At 35.6% G+C, this 20429-nt stretch carries 14 protein-coding genes and 2 tRNA genes; 12 read left to right on the plus strand and 4 right to left on the minus strand.

All coding sequences use genetic code 11. From position 1 onward, the window contains the following. Positions 1-73 precede the first annotated feature (73 nt). Positions 74-2074, minus strand: a complete 2001-nt coding sequence (ligA, locus tag EG358_RS07610; protein WP_076562271.1) for an NAD-dependent DNA ligase LigA — start codon at positions 2072-2074, stop codon at positions 74-76. Between the two features lie 239 nt (positions 2075-2313). Between ligA and EG358_RS07615 the strand changes: the two genes are divergently transcribed. The 11 genes from EG358_RS07615 to EG358_RS07665 all read left to right on the plus strand — a co-directional run bounded on the left by EG358_RS07615 (position 2314) and on the right by EG358_RS07665 (position 17532). Beyond that, the gene (locus EG358_RS07615) at positions 2314-5406 is read left to right on the plus strand and encodes a TonB-dependent receptor (protein ID WP_076562270.1); all 3093 of its coding nucleotides are present in this window, start codon (positions 2314-2316) and stop codon (positions 5404-5406) included. A 67-nt stretch (positions 5407-5473) separates the two neighbouring features. Then, a complete protein-coding gene (locus tag EG358_RS07620) occupies positions 5474-6220 on the plus strand; it encodes a glycerophosphodiester phosphodiesterase family protein (protein ID WP_076562269.1) in 747 nt (248 codons plus the stop codon). A gap of 457 nt (positions 6221-6677) precedes the next feature. Continuing rightward, entirely contained in the window at positions 6678-9656 is a 2979-nt protein-coding gene (locus EG358_RS07625) for a SusC/RagA family TonB-linked outer membrane protein (RefSeq protein WP_076562268.1), read from the plus strand. A 10-nt stretch (positions 9657-9666) separates the two neighbouring features. Beyond that, positions 9667-11118, plus strand: a complete 1452-nt coding sequence (locus EG358_RS07630; RefSeq protein ID WP_076562267.1) for a SusD/RagB family nutrient-binding outer membrane lipoprotein — start codon at positions 9667-9669, stop codon at positions 11116-11118. Positions 11119-11147: 29 nt separating this feature from the next. Then, complete coding sequence (locus EG358_RS07635; protein ID WP_076562266.1) at positions 11148-12731, plus strand: calcineurin-like phosphoesterase C-terminal domain-containing protein; 1584 nt, start codon at positions 11148-11150, stop codon at positions 12729-12731. Positions 12732-12894: 163 nt separating this feature from the next. Then, positions 12895-13608: a 3-ketoacyl-ACP reductase gene (locus EG358_RS07640; RefSeq protein WP_076562265.1), complete on the plus strand. Its 714-nt coding sequence runs from the start codon at positions 12895-12897 to the stop codon at positions 13606-13608. A gap of 280 nt (positions 13609-13888) precedes the next feature. Beyond that, a complete protein-coding gene (gene prmA, locus EG358_RS07645) occupies positions 13889-14716 on the plus strand; it encodes a 50S ribosomal protein L11 methyltransferase (RefSeq protein ID WP_076562264.1) in 828 nt (275 codons plus the stop codon). 57 nt (positions 14717-14773) lie between these two features. Continuing rightward, positions 14774-15616: an SH3 domain-containing protein gene (locus EG358_RS07650; protein ID WP_076562263.1), complete on the plus strand. Its 843-nt coding sequence runs from the start codon at positions 14774-14776 to the stop codon at positions 15614-15616. Positions 15617-15683: 67 nt separating this feature from the next. Beyond that, the gene (locus tag EG358_RS07655; RefSeq protein WP_076562262.1) at positions 15684-16184 is read left to right on the plus strand and encodes a hypothetical protein; all 501 of its coding nucleotides are present in this window, start codon (positions 15684-15686) and stop codon (positions 16182-16184) included. 78 nt (positions 16185-16262) lie between these two features. Then, the gene (locus EG358_RS07660) at positions 16263-16616 is read left to right on the plus strand and encodes an ISAon1 family transposase N-terminal region protein (RefSeq protein ID WP_076561346.1); all 354 of its coding nucleotides are present in this window, start codon (positions 16263-16265) and stop codon (positions 16614-16616) included. Positions 16617-16644: 28 nt separating this feature from the next. Then, the gene (locus EG358_RS07665; protein WP_455580153.1) at positions 16645-17532 is read left to right on the plus strand and encodes an ISAon1 family transposase; all 888 of its coding nucleotides are present in this window, start codon (positions 16645-16647) and stop codon (positions 17530-17532) included. A gap of 148 nt (positions 17533-17680) precedes the next feature. On the opposite strand, the gene EG358_RS07670 is transcribed toward EG358_RS07665, so the two are convergent. The 3 genes from EG358_RS07670 to EG358_RS07680 form a co-directional block, all read right to left on the minus strand. Then, positions 17681-17754 (minus strand) — tRNA-Arg (locus tag EG358_RS07670). A 128-nt stretch (positions 17755-17882) separates the two neighbouring features. Beyond that, positions 17883-17957, minus strand: a tRNA-Pro gene (locus EG358_RS07675). A gap of 381 nt (positions 17958-18338) precedes the next feature. Beyond that, a complete protein-coding gene (locus EG358_RS07680) occupies positions 18339-19118 on the minus strand; it encodes an AraC family transcriptional regulator (RefSeq protein ID WP_076563121.1) in 780 nt (259 codons plus the stop codon). A 79-nt stretch (positions 19119-19197) separates the two neighbouring features. Between EG358_RS07680 and EG358_RS07685 the strand changes: the two genes are divergently transcribed. Further along, on the plus strand, positions 19198-20400 hold the full coding sequence (locus EG358_RS07685) for a CynX/NimT family MFS transporter (protein WP_076563118.1): 1203 nt from the start codon (positions 19198-19200) through the stop codon (positions 20398-20400). Positions 20401-20429: the final 29 nt, after the last annotated feature.

Raw genomic sequence — 20429 nt, forward strand, 5'->3', positions numbered from 1 at the left:
CTTTTGGAGTTTATTAAATGTAATCTCAGTTAGTTCTTTTACGAATATCTCTGTCTGATAGTTGTTAATATTATTATGACAATAAATCCAAAAACTGCTGCTCATCAAGAATCGTAATAGTCCCTATGTCTTGGGCTTTCTTCAGTTTGCTTCCTGCCTTTTCTCCAACAACAAGATAATTTAGGTTTTTGGACACTGCGGAGATGTTTTTTCCGTTGTGCTTTTCTACCATTTCTTCCGCTGATTCTCTGGTGAAAAGAGAGAGTTTTCCGGTGAATAAGAAGGTTTTTCCTTCCAAAACATTTGATAAAACTTCATTTGTATTTGCTCCCTTTTCAAGCTGAACACCGTAAGATTTTAATCTTTCAAGCATCAGAATGTTTTCAGAATTATTAAAGAAATCAACGATGCTTATTGCGATTTTCATTCCGATATCTTCTACCTGACACAGTTCTTCGGCGGTTGCATTTTTTAAATCTTCAATCGTGTTGAAGTTTTTCACCAATTTCTTAGCAACGGTTTCTCCGACGTGTTTAATTCCTATTCCGTACAAAACTTTTTCAAAAGCGATATCTTTCGATTTTTCAATTCCGGTAATAATATTTTGAGCTGATTTTTCAGCCATTCTTTCCAAAGGAAGAAGTTGTTCTTTGGTTAAAGTATAAAAATCGGCAGGATTTTCAACCAGTTTTTCTTTATAAAGCTGCTCAATTGTCTCACTTCCCAGATTATCAATATTCAAGGCTTTTCTTGAAACATAATGAATCATTCTTCCAACAACCTGCGGCGGACAATGTAAATCATTCGGACAGAAATGAATGGCTTGATCCACTATTTTTACAAGCTCAGTTCCGCATTCCGGGCAATTTTTGATATATTCAATTTCTTTGCTTTCAGATGTTCTTTTTTCAGTGTTAACGCCGACAATTTTAGGAATAATTTCGCCTCCTTTTTCCACGTATACAAAATCGTGCTCATGCAAATCAAGTTTTTTAATGATGTCTTCGTTATGCAGAGAAGCTCTTTTTACAATTGTTCCGGCTAATAAAACTGGTTTCAGGTTGGCGACAGGAGTGATGGCTCCGGTTCGTCCCACTTGATAAGAAACACTCTGCAATTCGGTTTCCACTTTTTCAGCCTTAAATTTATACGCCATTGCCCAACGTGGCGATTTCGCGGTGTAGCCAAGCTGTCTTTGTTGTTTTATTGAGTTTACTTTCAGTACAATTCCATCAATTTCAAATGGAAGATTGTGCCTTTCGGTGTCCCAAAAATTAATAAATTCTTTAATTTCCTCTAAATTTTTGCAGAGTTTTGCCTGATCTGAAATTTTAAAACCCCAATTTTTTGCCTCATGAAGCAATTCCCAATGAGTTTCAGCAGGAATTTCATCCGAAACAAATTGATAAAGTACCGATGACAGCCTGCGTTTTCTCACTTCACCGCTGTCCTGCATTTTTAAGCTTCCACTTGCCGTATTTCTTGGATTCATAAATGGGTCTAAACCTTCTTCTTCACGCAGTTTATTGATTTTATCGAAGTTTTTTCGTGTTAAGTAGATTTCGCCACGCATAAAAAATCTCTCGGGGAAATCTCCGCTTAGTTTTAACGGAATATCTGAAATCGTTCGCACATTAGACGTGATTTCATCTCCCTGAAAACCGTCACCACGAGTTACAGCTTGTGATAATTTTCCATTTTCGTAAAGAATTGAAATTGAGGCACCGTCATATTTGAGCTCGGCAACAAATTCTACAGGTTCGTCGATGGTTTTTATGATTCGCTTTTCCCAGTCTGCCAAATCATCAAAATCGTAAGAATTGTCTAAAGAATACATTCTGAACTGATGCTGAATGGTCGGAAAAATTTTTGTAACGCCACCTCCTACACGAATAGTTGGTGAATTATCATCATAGAATTCGGGATACTGCGCCTCCAGATCCTGAAGTTCTTTTAGTAATAAATCAAACTCAAGATCAGAAATACTGGGCTCATCCATCAGGTAATAGTTTTCATTATGCTGATGAAGTTCTTTGCGGAGTTGCACTATTTTATGCTGAATGTTTTCGGACATGGGTTTCTATCTTTTCAACAAAAATAATGTAAATAATAATTTAAAAAAATAACACTATTAATTATTCTGGGAAAATTAAAACTTTGTAATCTATTCTAACGATTTGATAGTGTTTCTAATAATTTTATCGTTTACACTGATTTAACATAATATTTCAATTTAATTAAAAAAATGTTAAAACACCCGTAAACAGCTGGCTTGTAAAGTCACTATACCTTTGTCCCCAGTTAATCTATTATATGAAAAAAGCAAAGATTTTATTGGGACTTCTGTTTTTGGGTGTAGGAACTATTGCCTATGCACAAACTACACAGGCTTCTATTGTAGGGAAAATTACCGGCAAAAATGTTCAGGAAAAAGTAAAAGTTACCATCGTGAATGAGTCTACCGGTTTCCGTACAGTAACAGAAACTAATTCTAAAGGTGAATATATTTTCAAAGAAATACCTCTGGGCGGACCATATACGGTGATCGTCAATGATGAAAAAAAGGAGGGCTACAATGTGAATTTCGGAGATCAGGTTACTGTGAATCTTGATTTGGATGAAAGTGAAAAAATGATTGAAGAAGTAATCATTAATGGAAACCTTAAAAATAAAATAGGAAACCTAGGAGCAGCAACAGCAATATCAGCCAAAAATATCGGGATTTTACCAGTAAACGGAAGAAATTTTACCAGTCTTACGGAATTGTCTCCTTTGAGTGGGAAAGGTGGAAATTTATCCGGGCAATTGGGATCTTCTACCAATTTTACCATAGACGGAATGACTGCTAAAAACCCTACTTCTGCAGGATCTACAACCAGCCGAAGTGGTGCGCCATTTTCTATATCGATTGAGGCGGTACGAGAATTTAAAATCACAACCAATCAGTATGATGTGACTTTGGGTAGAAGTGGAGGCGGAACGGTAAGTGCAGTTACAAAATCCGGAACCAATAAATTTTCGGGGAGTGCATGGGAGTATTTAAGAACAAATTGGCTATCGAGCCCGTACGATATCAGAGGAAATAAGAGAACAAACGATTTTTCGACTTCTCAGTTTGGATTCTCTTTGGGTGGACCGATTATTAAAAATAAACTTCACTTTTTTGCAGCTTGGGATCACCAGCTAGATTCAAGACCGTTGATTATCGCCGATATTAAATCGAATGAGGATGAAGCGAGATTTAATATTACAAACCAGACCCTGAATCAGTTTGTAGATATTGCGAGAGCAAAATATGGTGTTGGAAATACGCCTCAGTTTGGAAGTTTCGATAAAGTGAGAAATTCTGACGCAGGATTTTTACGTCTTGACTGGCAGATAAATGATAAAAACTTATTAACGGTACGAAACAATTTCACATACGATTTGAATAAAAATGGTTTGGGTGACAACACGGCTATTAATTTCTTTGAATCATTCGCAAATGACAAGAATCTTGATAACAGTTTGTTGTTTACCTTGAGAACAAATGTAAAATCAAATTTAACCAACGAATTAAAAGCTCAATATTTATACACTTTTCAGGATAGTTATCAAAACGATCAGTTAGGACATCCGGTTCCGAGAGCAATTGTGGAGGGTGTGGCATCAACTCTTTTTGATGGAAGCAAAAAAACAACGAATATTCAGATTGGCGGACACCGTTTCGCACAGGAAAGCTTTAGAAATAATGTTTTCCAGATCGTTGATAATTTATATTACAATACAGACAAAGTAAAATATACATTTGGAGCTGACTTGATGTACACAAAATCAAAATCGGTGTATGGAAGTGAGGTAAATGGCAGATTTCATTATCAGGGAATAGATGCTTTTAATAACCTTATTTCAAACAGATATTACAGAGAAGTTCCTTTGGTGGAAGACCCTTCAGTAAAATCGAGCATTTGGAATATTGGCGTGTACGGGCAGTTTCAGACAAAACTTGCGACTGGTCTTGATTTTATGGGAGGTGTGAGATTGGATTACGGAGGATATCCAAAAGCAGAATTTAACCAAAAACTGTATGATGAAATGGGAATACGTACAGATAATAAGATTAAATCTTTTGTAATTCAGCCGAGATTTCAGTTTGACTGGAATATTAATGAAGGCAATAAAGATTTCATAAAATTCGGAGCAGGTATCTTCTCTTCTGATATTAATAATTATATGGTAATCAATAATTTGGTGTTTGATGGGAAACATTTGGCAACCGTTGATATCAATCCTTCCGAGATTGGCCTTACTCCAGACTTCATCAGCTACAGAAATGATTACGGAACTGTACCTACATTGTCTCAATACCAGCTGCCAACCATCAATTATACAGGGAAAGATGCTAAAATTCCTATCGTTTATAAAGCAAATTTCTCTTATACCCATTTCTTCAACGAAAGGTTCAGAGCGGGAGTTGCAGGTTATATGGCTTTAGGAAGAAACAATTACTTCTATTACGACAGAAATATGCAGGCAAATCCTTTCATCACGTTGGCAAATGAAGGCGGAAGAGGCGTGTTTGTTCCTATAAAAGCGATTACCAATAATGCAAACAATACCGTAACTCTTAATTGGAAAGATGGTCGAATTAACAACAACTTCGGAAGAGTACTCGAATTGGTAAGTGATGGCAAGGTGAATCAGTTTTCATTTGTGTTTGATACAAGCTACCGTTATTGGAAAGATGGTGAAATCACGGCAAGTTATACATGGTCAGATATCAGAGACAATACTTCTTACAACGGAAATGTTGCCAATTCTGCTACTTTATCTACTCTGGTTCAGGGTGATCCGAGAGATCTGAAAATGACGTATTCTGATAATCAATTCAGAAACAAAGTGGTTATTTACGGTAACTCACCTACAATTGCAGGATTTACCTTAGGATTAAGATATTCAGGAATTGGAGGAACACGTTTCTCGGTGACTGCAGGAGGAAATATCAATGGAGATTTTGTTGATTCTAATGATTTGGCGTATATTTTTCCTGAACTTACCCAATCTTTGATAAACGATCCTGAAGTTGGGAACGCTTTAAAAAATTATATCACAGATTACAACAATAAAATTGCAGAAAGAAATGGTGGAAAGAACGGTTTCTATGGAGTTTGGGATGTACGTTTAGCAAAAAAAATCAAGTTTGAAAAAGTCGGTGCATTTGAACTTTCTGTTGATATTTTCAACTTTGCCAATTTGCTTAACAGAGAATGGGGTGTCAACAAATCTTACGGGAATATGGCATTATACAGAGCTTCGAAGTTCAATACCACTACTCAACAATTTGAATATGTGAAAAATACGAACGGTTTGGCTCCATTATCAGGAAATCCTTATCAGATACAGATCGGAGCTAAATATTCATTCTAAAAAATAAGTACTAAATTTATCTAAAAGTCTGAAAAAGGCTTTTAGATTTTAATGATCAATCGATATTATGAAAAAGTTTATCTTAGGGTTTGCAGTTTTAACAACAGCTTTTATGAACGCACAAACCCAAATCATTGCACACAGAGGTTATTTTCAAACGCAGCCTCCAACAACGGAAAATTCTATTACAGCATTGCAAAACGCTCAAAAATTAAAAATCTACGGATCTGAGTTTGATGTAAGAATGTCAAAGGACGGTGTCTTGGTCATTAATCACGATGAGCATCACGGTAAAATGGAAATTTCTGAAACCGATTTCAAAGAATTGGCAAAACTTAAACTATTAAACGGTGAAAAATATCCGACTTTAAAAGATTATCTCAAAGCTGGTAAAAAAGACAAAGCACTAAAGCTTATCGTAGAAATAAAGCCGGCAAAGACCGAAGCGTTAGAAAACGAATTGGTCGAAAAAACCATCGCCATGATCAAAGATATGAAGCTTGAGTCTCAGTGTGAATACATTTCGTTCAGCTTAAATATCTGCAAACAGATCAAAAAAATTGCTCCAGATTTTAAAGTTCAGTATTTAAGAGGTGAACTTTCTCCACAGCAGATTAAAGAAGAAGGTTTAGACGGATTAGATTATCATTATTCAGTATTTCAGAAAAACCCGACATGGATTTCTGAAGCAAACGCTTTAGGATTAATCACCAATTCATGGACGGTAAATGACGTTGAAACCTATAATGAACTGAAAAAACAAGGAGTAAAATTTGTTACAACCAATATTCCGGATCAGCTGAAGAATAAGTAATATTCTGAATTTTTTCTATTATATAAAATCTGTCTCTTTCAAGGCGGATTTTTTTGTTATTAATAATCTCAGTTCTTTGCTCCGTAGAAATAAACTTTTATAGCAAAATTGCGCCAACAATCTTAAGCTCCGGAGGAGCGACCCTTAATCTTTAAATTTCAATTCACAAAAATTGCATACATGCATAAAGCTATTGAATATAAACCTACCAACTGTCAACTAAACCCTATCAACAAATTTTTTTATTTTCTCAGGAAAAGACAATAAAGGTAGGACAAAATAAGCCACTTTTTGTATTAAAAATGATTCATGTTTTTAATGCACTGTTAACTAAAAGCTTATACATAATCGTTAATCATAAGTTAATATGGCGTTTAGAAATTGTTTAAAATATGTTAAAACCGTATTAAAGCTATGCTGGTCATAGCTTTCTAATTTTGCGCAAACAAAAAAGTGTATGCGTAAAGAGACTCAAAAATTACTTCTTTTATCTGTGTTAGGATTGGTGAGCGTCAATATGGCAGCCCAGCAGCAGGTGAAGAAAGATACGATCAAAAATATTGATGAAGTTGTAGTGACAGCTCTGGGTATCAAAAGACAAGATAAATCCTTAGGTTATGTAGCCGAGAAAGTAGATGCTGAGGTTTTTGAAAACATTCAGAATAACAACTGGGCTCAAGGTCTGGAAGGCAGGGTTTCTGGCCTTAAAGTACAAACAGCCGGAGCAGGCCCCCTTGGCTCGGCGAGAATAACACTCAGAGGAGAAAAAACATTTGGTTTCGCTGGAAATTATGCATTAATTGTTGTTGATGGTGTTCCTTTGAGCAATTCAACTACAGGAACTGGAACTGCGGCGTATGGTGCAGGAACCGGAGGAGATTTACCAGTCGATCTGGGTGATGGCCTCAACAGTATTAATCCGGATGATATCGAATCGGTAACCGTACTGAAAGGTGCTTCTGCGGCAGCATTGTACGGATCGAGAGCTGCGAATGGAGCATTGATGGTTACCACAAAGTCAGGGAAAGGCAAAAACGGTAAACTGACTGTTTCCTTTAATTCTACTTTAAGCTATGATTCGGTTTTGAAATGGCCGGATTACCAGTATCAGTACGGTCAGGGAACTTTAACTAAAAATACAGCAGGAGAATTTTTCTATTCTTACGGAGCTTCTGCAGACGGTGTAAGTACAGGAGGAACGAGTAGTGCTTTCGGTCCAAAATTCAATGGTCAGTCTTATTTCCAGTACGACCCAAATTTGCTTGGACAAAGTGCCGAAAGACAATTGTGGAGACCGTATGAAGATAATATCAAAGGTTTTTGGGAAACGGGTGTAACGTCTTCTAATAATGTTTCTGTAGAAAGCAGTACAGATAAAACAAGCTTCAGAGCCTCATTAACTTATCTGGATAACAAATGGATGATGCCAAATACAGGTTTTAACCGTTTCAATGGTGCGATTTCATTAGATCATAAAGTAACAGATAAATTCAGAATTTCAACCAAATTCAACTACGCTAATACACAAAGTGATAATCTTCCTGCCACAGGATACAATAACCAGTCGATTTCTTATTTCATGATTTTCCAAAATCCGAATGTTGATTTGGCTTGGTATAAACCAATCTGGAAACCGGGTCAGGAAGAACTTGACCAGATTCATCCATTCAGTTCGTTTATTGATAACCCTTATCTGATTGCTTATAAAATGCTGAACGGTGTAGAAAAGAAATTAATTACCGGAAATATTTCTGCAACTTATGATTTCAACAAAAATTTCAGCTTGATGTTAAGATCAGGAATCGAAATGCTTGATGAAGAAAGAACAACAAAGAGACCTTACAGCTCTGCCAATTATCTGAAAGGTTTCTACAGAGAGCAATATATTAAGAATAATGAGTTCAATAATGACTTATTATTTACTTTCAAAAAAGATTATGGCAAATTTAATGTAAGTGCAAATGCCGGAGCAAGTATACGTTACAATCAATATGTAATGACAGACTTCCGTGCTGAAGGATTAAAGGTAGCCGGCGACTATAGTCTAAATAATGCCATAGCGCTTATCACAAAAGTTCCCAAACCCAATGATCAGCAGATGAACAGTGTATACGGGTTAGTAAGTGCTAATTATAATAATTTGGTATTCTTAGATGTTACTGCAAGAAATGACTGGAGCAGTACCTTAAATAAAGATAACCGATCATTTTTTTATCCTTCGGTAAGTTCAAGTTTTATTCTTTCAGATATATTTAAATTATCAAGCTCAAATTTTAATTACTGGAAATTAAGAGCGTCTTGGGCACAGGTCGGTCTTGGCGGATCACCTTATCAGATTGATAAATATTACACGCCAAGTGATTTTGTAGGATCTGTTTTAACGCCAAGTACGTATGTGACACCAAATATAAGACCTCAGGAAAACACCAATATCGAAGCGGGAATGGATCTTTCTGTTTTAAAAAATAGATTAAGCTACAATTTCACATTGTATCAAAATACAACAGTTGACGAAATTCTTGGGGTTTCCACTCCTGTAGAATCGGGGTATACAACTCGTATTATCAATGCAGGGGAAATAAGAAACAGAGGTATTGAAATGGGGTTGAATGCAATTCCGGTAAAATCTAAAAACTTTAGCTGGAATGTTTCTGCAAATTGGTCTATGAATAGAAATAAAGTAATGTCACTTCCTGAAGAATACACGGGTGATAATTATTACACAATTTCTACCGTAGCGGGAGTTCTATATTACAACGCAGTTGTTGGCGGTGCTTTGGGAGATCTTTATGGTTTCAAATTAGTAAGAAATGCTGACGGACAAGTAGTTTATGATGCAACAACAGGGCTTCCTTCAAGACCCGATCGAGTAGAGAAAGTAGGAAATGCATTCCCGAAATGGAGAGCCGGTCTTCAAAATGATTTCAAAATTAAAAACTGGCAGATCAGCTTCTCTTTTGACGGTCAGTATGGTGGAATGGCATATTCACAAACTCATCACAAAATGTCTGAGCAAGGTAAACTTGAGAATACTTTAATGGGAAGAGATAATCCGAGTGGAACGATTGTAGGACAGGGTGTTGTTTTAAATTCTGACGGAACTTACAGCCCAAATACAAAAGCGGTTGGTTTAGCAGCATATTACGGTGATTACTACAGAAGAGCCAATATTGAGACCAATACTTTTGATACTTCTTTCATTAAATTGAGAGATGCAAGAATTGCCTATTCATTTTCAAAAGATGTGATTGCTCCATTAAAACTTACTGAGCTTACTTTAGCAGTTTTTGGTAAAAACCTTTGGATGTGGACCAAATTTCCAATGTTTGATCCTGAAGTTGCTGCGCTTAATGACTCTACAATTACTCCAGGTGCTGAAATTGGTCAGCTTCCAACGGCAAGAACTGTCGGTTTTCAAGTTAATTTAAAATTCTAAGATCAACCTCATGAAAAAAATATTTTTATCTACCGCAATTGCTCTTTCAGTTTTTAGTATGAATTCTTGCGAAAGGAGCTTTGAAGAGATCAATACAGATACAAGCAAAATAAAGCAGCCTTCTGTAGGCAGTTTTCTCGTTCCGATTCAGTACGAAATGGGATCTTACGGATACAACAGAGCAGATGATTTTACATTCGATATCATGCAGGTTGCTCTGGATTTTCCTAATGAAGGAAATACAGTAAGCCGTTATTATTTAACCGAAAGTACCGGAAACGGATATTGGAATACAAGCTACAAATGGCTGAAACAGGTAAAAGAGCTTAATGAAGCAGCAAAAAAAGAGCAAAACAATAATTATCTCGCTATTTCTAAAGTTTTGAATGCTTGGATTATGGCCAATCTTACCGATGCATTTGGAGATGTCCCGATGACGGAAGCTTTACGTCTTGAAGAAAATATAATGAAGCCAAAATATGATAAACAGAAAGACATCTATTTATCTCTTTTAAATGATCTTAAAGAAGCAAATACACTTTTTGATACCACAAAAACGTTGACTGAAGGCGATCTTTTCTTTCAGGCCAACGCAAGCACAGCCGGAATCATAAAGTGGAAAAAATTCTGTAATTCTCTTTCATTAAGACTTTTGACAAGGATTTTAAATAAAAATGGCGAAGTAGATGTGCACGCCAGAATCAATGAGATTATTAGTAACCCTACAGTTTATCCGATTTTTCAGAGTAATGCAGATGGTGCTACTTTAGATATTTCAGGTATTGCACCATTGATGCCGCCGATTGCAAGACCGCAGGATTTTACAGCATATAGGGCTTCAGGAGGTTTTTTTACTCAGACTTTGGTAGACAATAATGACCCAAGATTAAGCATGTTTTTTACTCAGGCTAAAAGTCTTCCGCCTGCCAATGCAAATATTGGTTATAAAGGTGTTCCTTCCGGATACGCATTGGGATCTACATTCGATTATCAGCCTTCAAATCTGAATCAGAATTTAGCAAAAGCACCGCTGAAAATTTTGGTAATGCCTTATGCAGAACTTCAGTTTATTCTTTCGGAGTTGGCTTTTAAAGGAATTATTCCGGGAAGTGCACAAACGTTCTACGAAAGCGGCGTGAAAGCAACTCTTGAACAATGGGGAGCAACAATGCCTGCAAACTATTTTGCCAATCCGAAAGTAGCGTACAACGGAACTTTAGAAAGAATTATGCTTCAGAAATATGTAGGATTGTTCTTTGTAGATCATCAACAATGGTATGAGCAGAGAAGAACAGGGTTTCCTGTATTGCCCAACAACGGAGGTTTGATGAATAACGCAAAAATGCCCCAGAGAATGCCTTATCCAACGGTTACAAAAGTTCAGAATTATGACAATTATGTAACAGCTTCTCAAAATATGGGTGGCGATAATATCAATACAAAAATGTGGTGGAATCAGTAATTCCAAATTAATCAATAATCAATATTAAAATGAACATAAAATTTTTACTGCCATCAGTACTCGTTTCAGCAATGGCATTTTCTCAGGCATCGGTTTCAGGATATGTTTTTGAAGATATCAATAAAAATCAGCAGAAAGAAAAACGTGAAAAAGGAATAGAAAATGTAGCCGTTTCAAACGGAGCTCAGGTTGTATTAACCGATAAAAACGGAGAATATAGCTTACCGATTATAGAGGGTCAGACAGTTTTTGTTATTAAACCATCCGGATATATGATGGCTTTAAATCAAAATAATTTACCGCAATATTACTATCAATACAAGCCTAAAGGTTCGCCTGCAGATTTTAAGTATAAAGGATCTGCACCTACAGGAGAACTTCCTAAAGAATTAAATTTTGCATTACATAAACAAAACGAAAGCAAGAATTTTGATATTTTGGTTTTCGGAGATCCGCAACCTTACACCGAAAAGCAGCTGGATTATTTTAAAAGAGCAATTGTAAATGAAGTGAAATCAACCAAGAAAAATGCAGTTTTCGGAATCAGTCTTGGAGATTTGGTAGGCGATGATCTGAGTCTTCAGAAACCTTATGCTGATGTAATGAAAGAAGTCGGTTTGCCTTGGTACAACGTAATGGGAAATCATGATATGAATTATGATGCTAAAGATGATCAGCTTTCAGACGAAACTTTTGAAGCTAATTTTGGTCCTGCCAACTATTCTTTTAATTACGGAAATGTACATTTTATTGTACTTGATGATATTCTTTACCCGGACCCGAGAGACGGAAAAGGATATTGGGGAGGTTTCAGAGAAGATCAGGTTCAGTTTATCCAAAATGATTTAAAATTGGTAGACAAAAACAAACTGATCGTTGTTTCTTTTCACATTCCTTTGGAGCATAACAATGAAGATAATTTCAGAAATGCAGATCGCCAGAAATTATTTGATGCGCTTTCTCCATTCGCAAATGCATTGATGTTGTCGGCTCATACTCACATTCAGCAGCAGATTTTTTACGGAAAAGCTCAAGGCTGGGAAGGTACAAAAGATCTTCATGAATATAATGTAGGAACCACTTGCGGAGATTGGTGGTCAGGGACTTCTGATGAAATTGGCTTGCCGACTTCTACAATGAGAGATGGTACTGCGAAAGGATATTCTTTCATCAGTTTTAATGATAATCAGTACAAAGTGAAGTATAAAACTGCAGGAAAACCTGAAGATTATCAAATTCAATTGTATGTTCCGAAAGTGATTCCTCATCCATCGAAAACTTCAGCTAAAATTTTGGCAAACTTCTTTATGGGAAGCAAAAAAGATAAAGTTCAATACAGAATTGATGGCGGAAAATGGGAAGAAATGGAATACAACGAAACTATCGATCCCAACTTTGCAAACGCTGTTTTTAAATGGGATTCTACAGAAAAAATATTCCCTGGAAGAAGGCCTTCAAATCCTGAACAGTCAAAGCATATCTGGGCTGGAGGTTTTGGAAATAAATTAACACTCGGAAAGCACAAAGTTGAGGTGAAAGCTTTCGATATGTACGGAAATGAATTTTCGGCATCGGAAGAATTTGAAGTTCAAAACGCAGTGCTTATTCCTTAGAATCAGTTTTTACTTTTTATATATTACTTTCAGAAACCAGCTTATTCGTAAGCTGGTTTTGTTTGATATAGAATTTCCTGATAATTAATTTTCATTAAATCAAAAACATAAACGCTTGTTTAAAAAAAGGGTTTCGTAAATTTGCACCATTAAAATTTAAATAATGAATCTAAGCGGAAAAAACGCCATCATTACGGGTGGTGGTAGAGGTCTGGGAAAGGCTATAGCTTTACTTCTTGCCAATGAAGGCGTGAATATAGGAATCACCGGAAGAAACGAAGAAAACCTGAAAATGACTGTTGACGAAATCAGAAAATCTGGTGTGAATGCAGCGTATGCGGTTTTTAGTATAGATAATGAAATCCATGTGAAAGCAGGAATAGAATCCATTGCAGAGCAATTGGGTGGCGTAGATATTCTGATCAACAATGCGGGAATCGGAGATTTTGGTTCTATTGAAGAGATGCCTTCCGAAACTTGGGAACAGGTAATAAAAACCAATCTTTTCGGAGTGTATTATGCGGCAAAAGCAGTGTATCCGTTCTTAAAACAAAAAGGCGAAGGTGATATTGTAAATGTAGCTTCTACAGCAGGCTTGAAAGGTGGACCAAATATGTCGGCTTACGCAGCTTCAAAAGCAGCCGTCGTTTCTTTATCTCAATCAATGATGGCAGAATGGAGAAAACAAAACATTCGTGTAATTACTTTAACGCCGAGTACCATTGCTTCAGATATGTCTATCCAAGGCGGTTTGACAGACGGAAATCCGGATAAAGTTCTTCAGCCTGAAGATTTTGCAGAATGGGTAAGAGATATTTTGAAAATGAACAGACGTGCTTTGATAGCGAATGGTTCTATTTTCTCTACAAATCCATAAAAAAGAAGTTAGAAACTAGATATTAGAAGTTAGTATTAGTAATGCTAAAATTTCCCTTCCTCGAAGGGCTGGTTTTTGTGAAACAGAAAGACGATAGTTATAAATAATAACAACTTCTACATTAAGATAATAAAATCAATAGAAGCGGGCTTTAGTCCGCTTTTGCTTTGACGCGATACATGGCTTTAGCCAAATATATTTTCTTTCAATTATAATCTTCATGGGTAAATCTCATCACCTTTAAACTTTTAAATACTTATTTTTGCAACAAATTATTCACATGCAAAATTATTTAGAATTCGATTTCAGGATTTCGCCACTTCAACCTTGGAACGAAATATTAATGGCTGAACTTATCGAGATAGGTTTCGACAGTTTTACAGAAGAAATTCATGGTATTTTAGGATATATTCAGAAAGAACTTTTCAAAGAAGAAGAATTGAAAGCGTTGCCACTTTTTCAAAATGAAGAAGTGAAAATAGAATATTCTTTCACCGAAATGCCCAACATCAACTGGAATGAAGAGTGGGAAAAGAATTTTGAACCGATCAATATTGATGATAAAGTATTAATCAGAGCAGAATTTCATGAATCTGTAGAAGGAATGCACGAAATTATCATTCAGCCAAAAATGTCTTTCGGAACAGGTCATCATCCGACAACGCATTTGATGATCCAACAAATGATGGATATTGATTTTAAAGACAAGAAAGTTTTAGACATGGGTTGCGGAACTTCGGTTTTGGCGATTTATGCAAAACAAATCGGAGCCGGAGATACAAAAGCCATTGATATTGACGAATGGTCAGTTGAAAACTCAAAAGAAAATGCTGCAAGAAACGGTGTGGAATTGGATATCGAACTGGGAACTGCAGACAATTTAGGAAAAGAAAATTACGATATAATTTTAGCAAATATCAACAGAAATATTTTGATTTCAGATATTCCAACTTACGTTTCTGTTTTAAATGAAGATGGTAAATTATTGCTTTCAGGTTTGTGCTTCTTCGATGTTGATGATATTTTGGAAGTTTGTAAAGAAAACAATTTAGAACTGAAAAAGAAATTGCAGCGTGAAGAATGGGTAAGCTTATTACTTGAAAAGTAAAATCTGTTATTGTAATATTTTAATTTCAAGCTCAACCTCAGCCTCAACCTAATTAATATGAAACCATTCATCACCATTTTATTTTTATGCGTCATTCAGCTTTTTTTTGCGCAGGAAGAAGATTACGAATATGCAAACGGAGTTTTTCAGTTTGAAGAAAATAAAACGCAGAAAATTTTTACCGATTTTACGAGAATCAGACAATCACCAAATGTCAATGCCCAAATTCTAGATTCTCTACAAACGAATCAACAAATTTTGATTCTTAAACAAGATGAAACTATTCTGAAATTAGGCGAAAGAAGAGCCAATTGGTACAAAATATCTTACCAGAAAGGCGATAAAACTTCCGAAGGTTACGTTTGGGGCGGAAATCTTTGTGTAGGCTACAGAAATAAAAATGGATATGATTTCCTTTTTGGATTAACCAAAACTATTAGTAAAAAAAATCCTGAGTTCGATGGAGCAATTCAACAAAATATTGCAGCCATCAAAATGGTTGAAGGAAACACACTGATTGATGAGATTTCTTTTGATACTGGTTCAGGCGAAAGTTTGAGTTACGGAACTTTCAATATTGAAAGTAATCATAAGCTGAAAAATGTAGAATTTACTTTAAAAGCTATGGTTTCGGGTGAAGCCTGTGGAATCGCAAGTTATGACCAGTATATTCTGGTAAAAGATAAAAAAATGATTGCGCTTCCTCAATTGATGAATGTTGGTGACGCAGATGTTTATTACCACAGCGAACAATTTGTTTTCCCTAACGATAAAGGCGGAATTCCCATCTCTTTTATCCTCAAGATAGAAGAGATGGAAAGAGATGAGAAAGACCGTGAAAAGAAGAAAAATGCATCAAAAACGTATCTTTGGAATGGTGATTCTTACCGACTGAAATAATCTTAACAATAAAATTTGAAACCACTGTATATTTACGGTGGTTTTTGTTTTTATTAAACTTAAGATTATGAATTATTTTCTCTATGCACTTGAACATGTTTATACAGATAACACTCACCGTGACAGAAAGTTTTTAGGATATTTTGACGATCCCGATAAAGCTCAAAAAGAAAAGGAAAGGTTATTTCTTTTCCGTGGATTTTCAGATTATCCTAACGATTTCTATTTAAAAAAAGTTGAATTAAATAAAATAAATTGGCAAAACGGTTTTACAGTGGTTGTTGGTGAGATGGGAAGAGATTATTTAACTGAAGATGATTTCATTCATGATTATAGCACAATAATTAAGAAATTAAGTTTAGAAACAGTTTTTAAAGTAAGTCACGTTTATAGTATTCATACTTTCTTGGATGACGAAAGAGAAATAGGGGTGTTCTCTGATCAAAAAATGGCTACTGATGTTGTTGATCTTCTTAAACAAAAAGATGGGTTTAATAATTATCCAGATGATTTTATAGTGAGTGAAATTTTGCTAAATGATAAGCAGTGGAGCTCTGGATTTGGATAGTATATGAAAGATGCTTTCTTAATCTTTCGGATCAATCTCAAAAGTTGGGGATAAAAAAAATATTGATAATTTTGTGGAATGTTAAACGATGCCGAACTCCTCAAATTATTTTTACCTGAACTCTTGATTGAGCATTTTGAGATTGTAAAAGTTGAAGAAGAAAACAAAATCGTCCACATTTACTTTGACGAGAAAAATACAGCTCCGAAAGAATTTTCTTCTCTGTTATTGCAGTCAAAAGGTTTTGTTCCGGAAATTACCGTTGACGATTTTCCTCTTCGTGGAAAAACAGTAAAACTCCACATCAAACGCAGAAGATGGACCGATACAAAAACCGGCAACATCATCCAAAGAGATTGGAATCTCATTGCCAAAGGAACCCGCATGACACAGGATTTTGCCGAGTTCTTAAAAAAAATCAGCCGATACTAAAGCGCTTCCCTGTAAAACCATTGGCGAGATGTATGGCGTGGATGGCAGGAAATTTCAAAGGCAATACAAGCAAAGCATCAGCAATTTTAAAAACTGGAAACAAAAATCACACGCCGAGGATTGGATTCTCTATCCCGAAAACCTCTCACACCACCTATCTCTCGATGAAGTTGCTCTTTCTGATGGCGAATTGTACACTGTTCTGACCTCCAAAAAAGCAAGGGGCAGAAAAGGCAGTATTGTCGCCATTATCAAAGGAACCAACAGTGATACCGTAATAGAATATCTCTTAAAAATCAACAAAAAACTAAGGTTAAATGTAAAAGGAATTACTTTGGATATGGCAGGTTCTATGAAGCTCATCGCCAAAAGATGTTTTCCCAATGCCACACAAATTATCGACCGATTCCATGTCCAGAAATTAGCCATAGAAGCGTTGCAGGAATTAAGGATAAGCCACCGTTGGGAAGCTATTGAGCAAGAAAACAACCTGCTCATGGAAGCAAAAGAAAAGAAAAACAACCCCGGGATTGAAACTTTTGAAAATGGCGATACCCGAAAGCAACTTTTGGCAAGAAGCAGGTATTTACTCTACAAAACCAGAGAAAAATGGACTGCATCGCAAAATCAGCGAGCTGAAATCTTATTCTCGCAATATCCTGATTTAGAAAAAGCGTACAATTTATCTGATGGCTTGAGGAAAATTTACAACCAAAACATTCAAAAATCCGTTGCAATGTTGAAACTGGCACATTGGTTCAAAGAGGTGGAAGAATCAAGATTTAAAGCTTTCTCGGTGCTCAGAAAAACCATAATGAATCATTACAATGAGATTCTCAATTATTTTGAAAGAAGAAGCACGAATGCTTCCGCAGAGTCTTTCAATGCGAAAATAAAAACTTCAGATTGCAATTAAGAGGTGTGCGGGATAAAGCATTTTTTCTGTTCAGGTTGTCTAAACTTTTTGCATAGTCCCCAAGTTTTGTGATTGATCCAGTATATATCAAAAACACATGAAATTAATGTACACAAAAAAACTCACAATAGAAATTGTGAGTTTTGAGTGAGCGCGTCAGGATTCGAACCTGAGACCGTCTGCTTAGAAGGCAGATGCTCTATCCAGCTGAGCTACGCACCCATTTGTAATTTTAAGAAATTACTAAAACTTTTAAGTTATTGTTTCAGCTTCGACCGTTCCGAGAATCGAAATGCTCTACAACTGAGCTACGCACCCATTGAATAGTTTTGATAAAACTACTAAAACAGTCGGGGCGGCAGGATTCGAACCTGCGACCTCCTGGTCCCAAACCAGGCGCGATGACCGGACTACGCTACGCCCCGATTAAAGGTCATCTTTAACAAGAATTACCTTGTTTTTTGTGGGTGCAAAGATAGGATATTTTTTTATAATTCAAAATAAAATCTACAATAATTTTTGATCAATATTGAATGTCTTCTTTTTTATTGTCCTTACAGTATTCATAACCATTAACTTATCTTAAAATATGAAATGAAAAATATTTTTATAATTTTTTTATTAATTGTATTAAAAAGGCTTTTAGCTGATTTAAATATTGAGCCTTAATGAAGGTTTGCAAAATCGAGAAATAAGATTATTGCAAATTGGAATCTAAGAAAATGGTATTTCTTTTCCGAATTAATGATACAAAAGCAGACAATTTTAAAGGTTATGATTCTTTTTCCTTTTTAGCTATAGTCGCATTAAATTGTCTTCAAAAAATCACTCGGACTGTATTGCATTACAGATTTAAAACTGTTCGTATAAGCCTGCAAACTTTTGTAACCTACTTTATAAGCGATCTCAGATATTGTCCATTTATGGGCGCTTAGAAGTTCGAGACTTTTAATAATACGGAGCATCTGTTGGTATTTACTCAAAGTAAGGCCTGTTTCTTTTTTAAAAATTCTTTCGATAGAACGGAGCGACAAAGCCGCTATTTCACTTAGGTCGTCCATTTTAAGATCTTTAGTGTAATTATTGTTCAGATATTTTATAGCCTTGCTCAGGCGTTTGTCTTCTGGAAGACTGATATGCAGCTGGATAGCGTCTGCTACAAAATTGGGGAGCTCATTATATAATGCTTTCAAAAATATATTTTCATCAGCACTTTCTTCTATATTTCTAGACCATTTTTCGGCATATTTTATCATTTCTTTGAGAACGGGAGGAACCGAAAATATATTGACTTCGTAATAAAACAAATCACTCTTACTTACTTCAAAAAAGATGATCATCAATTTGATGATTTCAGAATGTGAATTGGTTTTATGAATGGCATTGGGCGGAATCCAAGCGACATGATTTTGTGGCAAAAGATAAATTTTTCCATTCACTGTTAAATATTGAAAACCAATTTCTACATAAATTAATTGAGCTTTTTCGTGTTTATGCATCACATTATCATGCGTCCAGTTGTCTTCAAACCAAACAAAATTAGGTTTGTGAATGTCGTCAACAGATAAGGTTTTTCCCGAAAGCATGTCGTTTTAAATTAATATTATGGCAAATGTATATAAAATAACAAAGCTACTTTTGTAATATTAATTGTTATAAAGTATTATGAAAAACAAAATAAGGAGAAGGTCCTCTTATATCGTATTGATTATAAATGTGTTGGTTTTGATTTTGGTATCCAGTAATCTTCGTTCTCCTATCACTTCTGTAGGCCCTGTTCTCAATCAGATTAGTAATTCGCTTCATTTAGACAATTTACAAAGCAGTATGCTTACATCGATCCCGCTTCTGATGTTTGCAAGCTGTTCTGTTTTGGTGAGTAGATTCTCGCATCGCTTCAGTATCAATAGATTTTTGTTGTATGCTTTAATTATTCTGAGCTTCGGGCTTTTTATGCGAGTATTCGGATCAGTCTGGACTTTATTTACAGGATCAATATTTATAGGTTTAGGAGTTTGCATCGGAAACGTAATTACACCGGGATATATCAAAAATAATTTCCCGAAACAGATAGGTTTAATGACCGGTATTTTTGCTGTTTCAATGAATCTTACAGCGGCTTTGGCTTCAGGATATAGTGTGAGTCTTGGTGAATGGACGGGTTATGGATGGCGCGGTTCATTGGGAGTTTGGCTTGTCATTGCATTGTTGGCATTATTTGTAGTGATTTTAGAATTATTACTGAATAAATCCAGGATAAAACAAGCCGGAAATTCGCTTGTTAAGTCTAATTTTAATATGTTTAAATCTGCTCAGGCTTGGAATATCAGTATTTTTATGGGGCTTCAGTCTTTGGTGTATTATTCACTAATTTCCTGGTTGCCTGCTGTTCTTGGTGATTACGGAATGCAGGGTAATGAGCCTGGCTGGGTTTTGTTTATCATACAGATTTCGATGATACCGATTACTTTTGTAGGACCTGTTATCGCAAGTAAAATGAAAAATCAAAAAGCAATGATTGTTTTTATTTCTGTGTTGATGCTTGTAAGTATTCTGATGTTTGCCTGGCTAAAGTCAGAATGGATTTATGCAACTGCGGTGTTATTAGGGTTATCAAATGGTTTGTCGTTTAGTTTGTCGATTCTGTTTTTCTCTTTGCGGACAAAATCTAGTGCCAATGCGATTAAAATTTCAGGAATGGCGCAATCTATTGGGTATTTGATAGCGGCTTTTGGGCCTGCTGTTTTCGGTAAATTGCATGATTACGATACTTCCTGGAAATTGTCATTTTATTTTTTAGGAATTTCGGTCATCGTGATGTTTTATTTTGGAATCAAAGCAGCAAGAACAAAATTTGTGGAAGATTAAATGGAAAAATATAGCAAAAACACATGAAA

Source organism: Chryseobacterium indoltheticum, assembly GCF_003815915.1.
GTDB lineage: Bacteria > Bacteroidota > Bacteroidia > Flavobacteriales > Weeksellaceae > Chryseobacterium > Chryseobacterium indoltheticum.